This is a genomic window from Azospirillum picis (assembly GCF_017876115.1).
Classification (GTDB): domain Bacteria; phylum Pseudomonadota; class Alphaproteobacteria; order Azospirillales; family Azospirillaceae; genus Azospirillum; species Azospirillum picis.
Window position 1 is genome coordinate 1 of the sequence record NZ_JAGINO010000002.1, and the last position, 12,393, is coordinate 12,393.

The following is a 12,393-nucleotide window of genomic DNA, read 5'->3' on the forward strand; positions in this document are numbered from 1 at the left end:
CAACTCGCCGCTTCCGTTGCCGTCGCCATCCCAACCTCCCTGCGGTAGGATGAAGCCTTCAACAAGCGGACCGCAAATCGATCCCGGCTGTAGTACTAGAGCGTGATCGGTTCAAGCGGAATCGCTGGAAGCGTGAATCACAGGAAAAATCAAAATCTTGGAGTCTGTCTGGCGCTTCAATAAGCATCAGACGGACTCTGAGGGGGCGGCGGCCGGGCGGGACGGCAGAGAGGAGGTGCACCGGGCCCCCTACCCTGTCTGCTCAGCGGACGAGGACAAGCGCCGCCTCCTTGGTGCGGCCGACGGCGCCGGCAACCTGCTCGACAGTGGCCGAGATGGCGGTGATGTTGGATGTGACCATCGACACCGCGGCAGACGCGCTCTGCATGCTGGACGACATGGTCTGGGTGACCGCGCTCTGTTCCTCCACTGCCGACGCCGTGCCGATCACATGCTCCCGCACGGTCGCGACGGCCTCACGGATGGCGGCGAGCGCGTTGGCAACCTCCACGGAGGTTGTCTGGATGCCCTCGATCTCGGCGGAGATCTGCTCGGTCGCCTTGCCGGCCTGGTTGGCGAGGTTCTTCACCTCCGACGCCACGACGGCGAAGCCCTTGCCGGCCTCGCCGGCCCGCGCCGCCTCGATGGTGGCGTTCAGCGCCAGCAGGTTGATCTGGCCGGCGATGCTGTTGATCAGCCCGACGATCCCGTTCATCGCCTGGGCGGCGGCGGCCAGCCGGTCGGTGCTTTCCGCCACCGTGACGGTGCGGTCGAAGGCACCGTCGGTCGCCGCGCGGGCGCGGGTCATGCTCTGCGCGATCTCGCCGATCGAGGCCACCAACTCCTCCGCGCTGGCCGCGACCATCTGCACGCTTTGCGACGTGGCATCCGCCGCGGTGTTGGCAGAGGCGGCTTCGCCCGTCGACACACTCAGTGCCTGGTCGATCTCGCCGAAATTCCTGTCGATCATGACCTTCAGGTTGCTCAGCAGCGTGACCTGCGCGGTGACGTCCACCGCGAACTTCACGACCTTCGCCACCTTGCCCTTCTCGTCGAAGATCGGGTTGTAGGCGCCTTCGATCCACACCGCCTCGCCGGCCTTGGTGATCCGCTTGTACTGCGCCGCCTGGAACTCGCCCCGCTTCAGGGTGTCCCAGAACAGGGCGTATTCGGAACTGCTGCGGTAGGACGCCTCGACGAACATGCTGTGGTGCTTGCCGACCACCTCGTCGAGGCGATAGCCCATCGCCCGCAGGAAGTTCTCGTTGGCCTTGGTGATGATGCCGTCGGTGGTGAACTCGATCACTGCCAGCGACCGGCTGATCGCCGCCATCTGCGCCGCATAGTCGAGGTTTTCGAGCCGCTCCTTGGCGTCGGCCCATTCGACCACGAAGCCGATGCGCTTGCCGTTCTCGGTCAGCGGCGTGACCAGCAGGTCGAACTGGTGGCCGCCGACCTTGATGGTGGCGCCGTAGGGTTTGGTCAATCGGCCCAGCAACTGGCGCTGGTGGCCCGGATTCTTGTGGAAGATGTCGATGTTGCTGCCGACCAGCCGGCTGACATCGAGCCGCGGAAGCTCCTTGCGCAAGTCCGCCTCCGCCTCGCGCAGCAGCGCCACCGCCGCGGGATTGACATGGACGATGGTCAAATCCTCGTCCGCGACCATCACCTTCGCCCGCAAGGCATCGAGCGCCGCCATCTTCTGTGCCAGCGCCCGATTGATTTTCCCCCGACCGAACATCGCCTGCCTCATCCGCGTTCGTTGATGCGGGGCGATTATCCATGAGCAGGAAGGTCTTTCTATTCGGGTAAATCCCAAATTTCGTAAAAATCCTTAGCGTCTTGAAAGAAACCTCCGGACCCGGCTTGCAAATGCGAACCAGTTCTGCAATTTTTCAAATGGCCAAAGGGGGAATATTTTTGCCAGGAAAATATGATGTCCATATCTTCTCTATCACTTATGATTTCTGCCGACGCGAAGAACAAGTGCCGCATCATCGCGGCTTTTGCGACCGCAGCACCCCCGTGTGGCACGTATAAACACGGGCTCCCGCCCGCATGATTGCCGGAGGCGGCAGGCCGGCCACCTCGTGTTGAACTCGGCACCGCTTCGAAGCGACGCCAACGACACGAAACCATAGCCTCTTGAAGCCCCATCCTCGGCTCACATCCGCCCGCATCGCCCATCCGGCACCATGGAAATGGACAGCTTGGCCTCTCATCCACACGAATGAGTGTTGAAAGGCCAAGCTACATGGTTGTAAATTCATGAGATGATACAACCCGCCCGCCCCTTGACCGACACTGAACGGCTCGACCGCCTCCGGCTGATCCGGACGGAAAATGTCGGGCCGATCACCTTTCACCGCCTGATCGAGCAGTATGGAAGTGCCGCTGCGGCGTTGGACGCGCTGCCCGATCTGGCCAAACGCGGCGGGCGCGCCAAGCCGCTGCGCATCCTGTCCAAGGCGGATGCGGAACGGGAGATGCAGGCGAACCGGCGCTTCGGCGCCCGGCTGCTCTGCGCCGGAGAACCCGATTATCCGGAACCGCTGGCGGCGGTGGACGACGCGCCGCCGGTGATCTCGGTGATGGGCCATGCCCACCTGCTGCGCCGCCGTGCCGTTGCCATCGTCGGCGCACGCAACGCCTCGCTGAACGGCAAGAAGTTTGCCGAATCGCTGGCGCGCGATCTTGGAGCGGCCGGGCTTCTCGTGGTCTCCGGTCTTGCCCGCGGCATCGACACCGCGGCTCACACCGGTGCGCTTGCCGGCGGAACCGCCGCGGTCCTGGCAGGCGGCATCGACGTCGTCTACCCGCCGGAGAACGAGCAGCTCTACCGCGACATCGTGGCGCAAGGGGCCGTGGTGGCGGAAAGCCCGATCGGCACGCAACCCCAGGCTCGGCATTTCCCACGACGCAACCGGGTGATTTCCGGCCTGTCCCTGGGGGTCCTGGTGGTGGAGGCCGCCCTGCGGTCCGGTTCGCTGATCACCGCGCGGATGGCGCTGGAACAGGGACGGGAGGTGATGGCCGTGCCCGGTTCGCCGCTCGACCCCCGCTGCCACGGAACCAACAACCTGCTGCGCCAGGGAGCGACGCTGGTGGAGCGGGCCGAAGATGTGCTGCAGGCCATCGAGACCATGCGACCACCCGCGGTGCGCGAGCGCGAGGCGGATCTTTTCTCGGCCGCGAGGGCGGCTGAACCGGGGGAAGCCGACCTCGCCAAGGCCCGTTCCCTGGTGCTCGAAAACCTGGGTCCCTCCCCCGTCACCATTGACGAACTCGTCCGCGGGTGCCAATTGTCCGCTCCGGTGGTGCTGACCGTGGTGCTTGAACTTGAGCTTGCCGGCCGAGTCCAGCGTCTTCCCGGTCATCAGGTCTCACTCGCCTGATCGGCGCCGCCTTGGTCTGTGTGGGCACACGCGAAGGGTTGGTTTCTTGCCGGGCAGCAACGTCGTCATCGTCGAATCGCCGGCCAAGGCGAAGACCATCAACAAGTATCTGGGCGACGACTACACCGTCATCGCCAGCTTCGGCCATGTCCGCGACCTTCCGGCGCGGGACGGATCGGTGCGCCCGGATGAGGATTTCGCGATGGACTGGGAGCTGGGCGACCGCTCCAAGCGCCACATCGACGAGATTGCCAAGGCGGTGAAGTCGGCCGAACGCGTCTATCTCGCAACCGACCCGGATCGCGAAGGAGAGGCGATCGCCTGGCACCTGTCGGAGCTGCTGCGCGAGAAGCACCTCTCGGACGAGCGCGACGTGCGCCGCATCACCTTCAACGAGATCACCAAGAGCGCCGTCCAGGCCGCGCTCGCGAACCCGCGCGACGTTTCGCGGGAACTGGTCGACGCCTACCTGGCACGCCGGGCGCTCGACTATCTTGTCGGCTTCACCCTTTCGCCGGTGCTCTGGCGCAAGCTGCCGGGCTCCAAGTCGGCCGGCCGCGTGCAGTCGGTCGCCCTGCGGCTGATCTGCGAGCGCGAGTCGGAGATCGAGGTCTTCAAGCCTCAGGAATACTGGTCGATCGCGGTGGGCTTCACCACGCCGGCCGGCGCCGCCTTCACCGCATCGCTGTCCCAGCTCGACGGCAAGCGGCTCGACAAGTTCGGCTTGCCCAACCGCGAGGCCGCGGAAGCGGCGGTTGCGCGCATCCGTCCCCAGGCCTTCGCAGTGTCGCAGGTCGAGCGCAAGCAGAGCCGCCGCAACCCGTCGCCGCCCTTCACCACCTCCACCCTGCAGCAGGAAGCCTCGCGCAAGCTTGGCTTCGGCGCCACCCGCACGATGCGCACCGCCCAGAAGCTCTACGAGGGCGTCGACATCGGCGGCGAGACGGTCGGCCTGATCACCTACATGCGAACCGACGGCGTCAGCCTGTCGCAGGAAGCCATCGATTCGGCGCGCGGCCTGATCGGCACGCAATTTGGCGAGCGCTACGTGCCGGCGCAGCCCCGCGTCTACAAGACGGCGGCCAAGAACGCGCAGGAGGCCCACGAGGCCATCCGCCCAACCGACCTGCACCGCCGCCCGGACTCCGTTGCCTCGCACCTGGAGCAGGACGAGCTGCGGCTCTACGAACTGATCTGGAAGCGCACCCTGGCCAGCCAGATGGAAAGCGCGGTGCTGGACCAGGTGGCGGTGGACATCGCCAGCCCGTCGAAGGACGTCGTGCTGCGCGCCACCGGTTCCATCGTCGTGTTCGACGGCTTTCTCAAGGTCTATCAGGAAGACCGCGACGATGCGGCCGAGGACGACCAGCAGGAGCGCCGCCTTCCGGCGATGGACCAGGGCGACGCGCTCGACCGTGGCGAGATCACGCCGGATCAGCATTTCACCCAGCCGCCGCCGCGCTATTCCGAAGCCAGCCTGGTCAAGAAGCTGGAGGAGCTGGGGATCGGCCGGCCGTCGACATACGCATCGATTCTCCAGGTCCTGCAGGACCGCAATTACGTCCGGTTGGACAAGCGCCGCTTCATCCCGGAAGACCGCGGCCGGCTGGTGACGGCCTTCCTGGAAAACTTCTTCCACCGCTACGTCGAATACAACTTCACCGCGGAGCTGGAAAACCAGCTCGACGAGATCTCCGACGGCAAGGTCGATTGGAAGACCGTCCTGCGCGACTTCTGGACTGCCTTCGACGTTGCGGTGAACGGCACCAAGGACCTGACGATCACCCAGGTCCTGACCACGCTCGACAACGAGCTGGGCGCGCATTTCTTCCCCGCCCCGTCGGAGGACGGCCATGACCCGCGGGTCTGCCCGGTCTGCCGCGAAGGCCGTCTCGGGTTGAAGCTGGGCAAGATGGGCGCCTTCATCGGCTGCTCGCGCTATCCCGAATGCCGGTACACCCGACCGCTTGCCGTCGCCAACGACGAGAACGGCGACGGGCAGGAAGGGCCGCGCGAACTCGGCAACGACCCCGAGACCGGCCTTCCGGTGTCGGTCCGCCGCGGACCGTTCGGCGCCTACATCCAGCTCGGCCCGGCACCGGCGGCCGCCGCGCCTGCCGTGCCCGCCGAGGAACCTGCCGCCGAAACCCCGGCCGACGGCAAGAAGAAGGCGAAGAAAAAGAAGAAGGACGATGCGCCGAAGCCCAAGCGCGTGTCCCTGCCCAAAGGCATGGCCGCCGCCGATGTCGACCTCGACACCGCGCTGAAGCTGCTGGCGCTGCCCCGCGCCATCGGCAACCATCCGGAGACCGGCGAGGAGATCAGTGCCGGCATCGGCCGCTTCGGCCCCTACCTGAAGCATGGCAGCGTCTACAAGTCGCTGACGCCCGACGACGATGTGCTGACCATCGGCATCAACCGCGCCGTCGACCTGCTGGCCGGTGCGGCCAAGAAGGCGTCGGCCCCGGCAAAGACACTGGGCGACCACCCCAAGACCGGCAAGCCGATCACCATGGGCTCGGGCCGCTTCGGACCCTACGTGAAGCATGCCAGCGTCTATGCCTCGATCCCCAAGGGTACCGACCCGGAAGGCGTCACGCTCGAGCAGGCCCTGGAACTGATCGACGCCAAAGTCGCCAAGGACGCCGCCAAGAAGGGCAAGGCCCCGAAGGATGCCGAGCCGGCCAAGGCCGACGGCGCCGAGACGGAGAAGCCGGCAAAGGCGAAGGCCACGGCGAAGAAGCCCGCAGCCAAGAAGGCGACCAAGGCAAAGGCGGCCAAGGACGCCCCGGCCAAGGACGCCCCGGCAGAGGCCGACGCGCCGAAGAAGAAGGCCGCGAAGGCATCCTGACCCCAACCGGAGGCCGATGGCCGGGGCTGAGCAATGGCGACCATCCGAGAAGCCCTGCTGGCAGCGCTCGACCATCACGCCTCCGGCCGCCTCGACGCAGCCGCCACCCTCTATCGGCGCATCATCGAGGCGGATGGCCGGCAGGCGGACGCCCATCACCTCCTGGGGGTGGCACTGGCGCAGATCGGGCGGGCGGAGGAGGCGCTTGCTTCGTTCCGGACGGCGATCCGGCTTTCACCCGACCAGCCCTCCTACCGGTCGAACGCTGCGAATGCCCTGAAGGCTGCCGGGCGGGCCGGCGACGCGCGCGCCTGCTGCCGCGTGGCCCTGGCCCTGGCGCCCGACCATCCCGACGCCCTGGGCAATCTGGCGGCGATGACCGACGATCCCGCGGAGGCGCTGACCATCGCGCGGCGTTGCGTCCACCTCGACCCGCAGAAGGAGGAGGCGCCGTACAATTGCGGCGTCCTGCTGCGCCGGCTCGGTCGCAACGGCGAGGCGCTGGCCAGCTTCCGTCGCTGCCTCGTGCTGTCGCCCGCCCATGTTCCGGCACGTCATGCGACCGCCGACCTGCTGGAAGCGGACCGTCCGGACGCCGCGGCCCTCGCGTTCCTGCGGGTTGCCCGCCAGGCTCCGCACTCGCCCGGCACCACCCTTCGCGCCGCAGCCGCGCTATCGCGGTCCGGCGCGGTGGACAAGGCCATCGCCCTCCTCGACGACCTGCTCCGGCAGGCTCCGATGCTGCCGGAAGCGCACTTCAACCATGCCGGCCTCCATCACGAGTCGGGCAGTCTCGGGATTGCTGTCGCCGGATACCGCCGGACGCTCGCCCTGGCGCCCGGCGATGCAGAAGCCTGGTACAGCCTCGCGTCGGTGGAGAAGGACCGCAGCGACATGGGCGCTGCGGTGGCCGGATACCGCCGGGCGCTGGCCATCCAGCCCTCCTTCCAGGCGGCCGACCTCGAGCTGCGCCGGGTGCTCGGCCGACAGTTCCCTGCATGGCATTTCACCATGCTGGCGGATCAGGCACGCAACGCCGCCTACCAGCGTGCGATCGACGCCGCGGTAAAGCCGGGAATGATCGTTCTGGAGATCGGCACCGGCGCCGGGCTGCTCGCCCTGATGGCCGCCAGGGCCGGCGCCGCCCACGTCTATACCTGCGAACTGTCCCGGCCACTGGCGGAGCTCGCACGCGGCATCATCTCCGATAACGGCTTGGCGGACCGGATAACCGTCATCAACAAGCGGTCGTCGGAGTTGCGCGTCGGAACGGATCTCCCCGAACCGGCCGACCTGCTGATTTCCGAAATCCTGGATGCCGGGCTTCTCGGCGAAGGCGTCGCGGCGAGCGTGGCCAAGGCGGCCCGCGCCCTGGTGAAGCCGGACGCCGCCATCCTGCCGAAGGGCGCCGTCATCAAGGCCATGCCCATCGAATGTCCCGCCTTGCGGAGCGTCAATCCCGTCGGCACCGTCGCCGGCTTCGACCTGTCGCGCCTGGAGGCTTATCGCAACCCCTCCTACATGGTGCTGGCGTTGAACGACCTGCCGCACCGGCCGCTGGGACCGCCCACGGATGTCTGCTGGATCGACCTGCGCAACCCGCCCGCCCATGGACCGGTCGGCTCGGCCGGCCTGCCGATCTCAGCCGATGGTGCCTTGCATGCCATCGCCTTCTGGTTCGAACTGCACATCGACGACAGGACGGTCCTGTCCACCGCCCCCGGGGCGGATTCGCGGCATTGGCAGCAGGCCGTGCAGTTCCTGGATTGCGGCCGGCAGGTCGCAGCTGGCGAAACGGTCGAGGCCGGCCTTACCTACATCGCCGGACGCCTTCACTTCTCGGCCTGATCGACGTTCGGCGAGACGCGCCGAGTCTGATCCATACGTTCCCCATCACATTTTCCTACTAGTTTAGTATTTTTTCCTGACTTAATAGCAGATATTCGTGTTGAAATTCTCCCTTGTATGCCGTCTCATTCCCTCGGATCCACAGGTTCCCCGTGCTACCGGCAGGGCCGGCGCGTTAAGCTGCCGGCGGTGCACAACCCAATCAATGCGGGAGGACGACAACCATGAGCGCCGCAGTATCGCCCCACGACACCGAGCAGCCGCTGGTCCTGCGCGAGGACCGTGACGGTATCGCCACGTTGACGCTGAACCGGCCCAAAGCGCGCAACGCCCTGTCGATGGGATTGATGGCGGCGCTTCAGGATGTGCTGGACGCCATCCACGAAGACCGGTCCGTGCGTGCAGTCGTGCTGGCCGGGGCCGGTGGCGTCTTTTGCGCCGGGCACGATCTGAAGGAGATGCGCGCCTCGCCCTCCCGTGAAATCTACGAGGCGCTTTTTACCCAGTGCTCACGCCTGATGCTGACGATCAACCGCATCCGCCAGCCGGTGATCGCCAAGGTGCGCGGCGTCGCGACCGCGGCCGGCTGCCAGCTCGTGGCGACCTGCGATCTCGCCTATTGCGAGGACGGGGCACGCTTCGCGACCCCGGGCGTCAACATCGGGCTGTTCTGCTCGACCCCGATGGTGGCGCTGACCCGCGCGGTCGGGCGCAAGGCCGCGATGGAAATGCTGCTGCTGGGCGACCTGATCGACGCGGAGGAGGCGGCGCGCATCGGCCTCGTCAACCGCGCGGTGCCGGCGGACCAGCTTGACCGTCTGGTGGACGGGGTCGCGGCCAAGATCGCCTCGAAGTCGCCGCTGACCCTCGCCACGGGCAAGGAGGCCTTCTACCGCCAGATCGACCTGGATGCCGAGGCGGCCTACGCCTATGCAGCCAGGGTGATGACGGAAAACATGATGGCGCAGGACGCCGCCGAGGGCATCGATGCCTTCCTGGGCAAGCGCGCGCCGGTCTGGTGCGGCCGATGACCGGACCAGATGTCGCCGCAGCGACGATCACCGAACCTGCGGATTACACCGACGCTTTCCTGCGCGGGGTGCTGGATCGTGTGAAGAGCATCGCCGTGGTGGGCGCCAGCGCCGATCCGGTGAAGGCCAGCTTCTTCGTGATGAAGTACCTGCGCGACAAGGGCTACGAGGTCATCCCGATCAACCCGAAGCTCGCCGGCCAGACCATCCTCGGCCTGACCGTCCATGCCGGCCTGAAGGACCTGCCGGAGCCTCCCGACATGGTCGACGTCTTCCGCAACTCCGCCGCGGCCGGCGGGGTGACGGACGAGGCGATCGCGGCGGGTGCGAAGGTGGTGTGGATGCAGCTCGGCGTCCGCAACGACGAGGCGGCGGCGCGGGCCGAGGCGGCCGGCCTGACCGTGGTGATGGACCGCTGCCCCAAGATGGAGATCCAGCGGCTGTACGGAGAGATCGGCCGGATCGGCGTCAACTCCAACGTCCTGATGGCACGCCGCCGGGCGCCGACGAAATCCTTCAAGAAACTGATCTGACAAAGGGGGAACCACGCAGATGTCTGAATCGAAGAGCTTCGGCTTCGAAACCCGGGCCATCCATGCCGGCGCCGCACCCGACCCGGCGACGGGCGCCCGGCAGACGCCGATCTACCAGACCACCAGCTTCGTCTTCGAGGATGTCGACGATGCCGCCTCGCTGTTCAACCTCCAGAAGGTCGGCTTCATCTATTCCCGCCTGACCAACCCGACGGTGGCGGTGCTGGAGGAGCGGCTGGCGAACCTGGAAGGCGGCGCCGGCGCCACCGCGACCTCGTCCGGCCATGCGGCGCAGCTGCTGGCGCTGTTCCCGCTGATGGCGCCGGGCGACCACATCGTCGCGTCGAAGAAGCTGTATGGCGGTTCGCTGAACCAGCTCGGGATCAGCTTCCCGCGCGCCTTCGGCTGGCAGCCGAGCTTCGTCGACACCGACGACGTCGACACCGTCAAGGCGGCGCTGACCGAGAAGACGAAGGCGATCTTCGTCGAGAGCCTGGCCAATCCCGGCGGCGTCGTGACCGACATCGAGGCCGTCGCGAAGATCGCCGCCGATGCCGGCATCCCGCTGATCGTCGACAACACGCTGGCCACCCCCTACCTGATCAACCCGATCCAGTGGGGCGCCACGCTGGTCGTCCACTCCACCACGAAGTTCCTGTCCGGCAACGGCAGCTCGGTCGGCGGCGTCGTGGTCGACAGCGGCACCTTCGACTGGAGCAAGTCGGGCCGCTTCCCGGCGCTGAGCGAGCCGGATCCCGGCTATCACGGCCTGCGCTTCCACGAAACCTTCGGCCACCTCGCCTTCACCATCCACGGCCATGCCGTCGGCCTGCGCGACCTGGGGCCGAGCCAGGCGCCGATGAACGCCTTCCTGACGCTGAACGGCATCGAGACGCTGCCGCTGCGCATGCAGCGCCATGCCGACAGCGCACTGAAGGTGGCACGGTTCCTCGAAGGCCACCCGGCGGTGAGCTGGGTCAGCTATGCCGGGCTGGAGTCGTCGAAGTACCACGCCCTGGCGACGAAGTACCTGCCACGCGGCGCCGGTGCCGTGCTGACCTTCGGCGTCAAGGGCGGTTTCGAGGCCGGCGTGAAGGTGGTGGAGAGCGTCGAGCTGTTCAGCCACCTCGCCAACATCGGCGACAGCCGCTCGCTGATCATCCACCCGTCCTCGACCACCCACCGACAGCTTTCGGCGGAGGCGCAGGCCTCGGCCGGTGCCGGGCCTGACGTGATCCGCCTGTCGATCGGGCTGGAAACGCCCGAGGACATCATCGCCGACCTGGACCGGGCGCTGACCGGGACGCTCGGGTAAGGTCCTGCGGCCGGCGGCGGGCTACTCCGCCGCCGGCAGCGGCTCGACCGCCGGCTCCGCCTTCCTGCGGTCGTCCGGCAGCAGCACGGCGGCGAAGAAAGCCAATGCGGCCAACGCCGACAGGGTGAGATAGAGCATCGTGAATTCGCCGGTGCGCTCGTACACCCAGGCGACGAGCTGGACCGCCAGCGGGCCGGCCCCGAAGGACAGGATGTATTTGGCGCCGAAAGCCAGCCCGCGGTGCTTGTCCGGGGTGTAGCGGGCGAGCAGCATGTTCTCCGCCGGGATCTGCGTCTGCGAGGCGATGACCACCAGCGCCGCCGCGGCGACCAGCGGCAGGTCGGACAGCACGGCGACCGCCGCCATCATCGGGATCTGCACCAGCAGGCACAGCGTGTACACCCGCTTCAGCGAATGGCGGTCGGCCAGCACACCGCCGATCATCTGCGGCAGCGCCGCGATCAGGTAGACCGCGGTCACCAGCCCGCCGACCCCGAAGGTGCCCCCGCCCAGCCATCCGCCGAGCCGGGCCTCGAACAGCTTGGGCAGCACCACCTGCATCGCGTTGAAGATCAACCCGGCGCAGACCATGGTCAGCGACAGCACGAAGAAGGCGCGCACCACGTCGCCGCGCGACGGTGCCGGCTGCGGCTTCACGTCGGCATGCCGGTCCTGGACGACGCCGGCCATCATCAGCAGGGCGAGCACCACGCCAAGCCCGAGGCAGAGCACGCCCGGGATGATGAAGGCCATGCGCCAGTCGAGCCATTCGGTCAGGCTGCCGGCGACCACGGCCGCGGTGGCGACGCCGAAGGTTCCGAACAGGCCGAGCCACCCCATCGCCTTGCCGCGGTTCTCGGCGTTCGCCATCATCCAGGCCATGCCGACGGGATGGTAGATCGACGCCCCCAGCCCGAGCAGCGCCAGCGACCACATCAGCATGGTCGGCCCGTCCGACAGGCCGGCAAGCACGGCGCCGGCACCGGTCATCAGGTAGAAGAGCGCGATCATGCCGGCGGAACTCCAGCGGTCGCCCAGCCATCCGGCCAAAGGCGCCCCCAGCCCGATCATGAAGGATCCCAGCGTCCACAGCCGGATCAGTTCGTCATAGGAGAGCTTCCATTCGGTTTCCAGCGCCAGCACGATGGTCAGGAACAGCGCCGACACGATGTGCATCAGCGAATGCCCGACCCAGGCGAAACCGACCGAAAGCCGGGCCGAGGTCGGGGTGGGCAGCGCGCCCCGGGACGCCCCCGAAGATGATTGGCTCATGGAAACGTCTCCGACCCCGGCACTGTCCGCGCGGGGAAAATGTTGTGCAGTCCAGCGGACAAAAATCTCGCACGGGGCGGTTGCATCGTCTAATGCGCCCATCTCATGGCGGACATGCCGGGGCGGAGGCGCCTGCCGGCGGGCGGCG

8 protein-coding genes are annotated in these 12,393 nt (G+C 67.3%); 6 read left to right on the top strand and 2 right to left on the bottom strand.

Annotation, left to right across the window (positions count from 1 at the left end):
* Window positions 1-262: 262 nt before the first annotated feature.
* Window positions 263-1,753 carry a methyl-accepting chemotaxis protein gene (locus J2850_RS02400; RefSeq protein WP_246512743.1) on the bottom strand — a complete coding sequence of 497 codons (1,491 nt, stop codon included), beginning with the start codon at window positions 1,751-1,753 and terminating at the stop codon, window positions 263-265.
* Window positions 1,754-2,273: 520 nt separating this feature from the next.
* Between J2850_RS02400 and dprA the strand changes: the two genes are divergently transcribed.
* From dprA to J2850_RS02430, 6 genes are all read left to right on the top strand, one after another.
* The gene (gene dprA, locus J2850_RS02405; RefSeq protein WP_209978458.1) at window positions 2,274-3,395 is read left to right on the top strand and encodes a DNA-processing protein DprA; all 1,122 of its coding nucleotides are present in this window, start codon (window positions 2,274-2,276) and stop codon (window positions 3,393-3,395) included.
* 46 nt (window positions 3,396-3,441) lie between these two features.
* Window positions 3,442-6,246, top strand: coding sequence for a type I DNA topoisomerase (gene topA, locus J2850_RS02410; RefSeq protein ID WP_209978460.1), 2,805 nt, complete (start codon window positions 3,442-3,444; stop codon window positions 6,244-6,246).
* A gap of 33 nt (window positions 6,247-6,279) precedes the next feature.
* Window positions 6,280-8,094, top strand: a complete 1,815-nt coding sequence (locus J2850_RS02415; protein ID WP_209978462.1) for a tetratricopeptide repeat protein — start codon at window positions 6,280-6,282, stop codon at window positions 8,092-8,094.
* A gap of 224 nt (window positions 8,095-8,318) precedes the next feature.
* On the top strand, window positions 8,319-9,125 hold the full coding sequence (locus tag J2850_RS02420; protein WP_209978464.1) for an enoyl-CoA hydratase: 807 nt from the start codon (window positions 8,319-8,321) through the stop codon (window positions 9,123-9,125).
* Window positions 9,122-9,658, top strand: coding sequence for a CoA-binding protein (locus tag J2850_RS02425; protein ID WP_209978465.1), 537 nt, complete (start codon window positions 9,122-9,124; stop codon window positions 9,656-9,658). The genes J2850_RS02420 and J2850_RS02425 overlap by 4 nt, the downstream gene beginning before the upstream one ends.
* 19 nt (window positions 9,659-9,677) lie before the next feature.
* Complete coding sequence (locus tag J2850_RS02430; RefSeq protein ID WP_209978467.1) at window positions 9,678-10,973, top strand: O-acetylhomoserine aminocarboxypropyltransferase; 1,296 nt, start codon at window positions 9,678-9,680, stop codon at window positions 10,971-10,973.
* Between the two features lie 21 nt (window positions 10,974-10,994).
* Here the strand turns inward: J2850_RS02430 and J2850_RS02435 are convergent, their stop codons facing one another.
* On the bottom strand, window positions 10,995-12,245 hold the full coding sequence (locus J2850_RS02435) for an MFS transporter (protein ID WP_209978469.1): 1,251 nt from the start codon (window positions 12,243-12,245) through the stop codon (window positions 10,995-10,997).
* Between the last annotated feature and the right edge of the window lie 148 nt (window positions 12,246-12,393).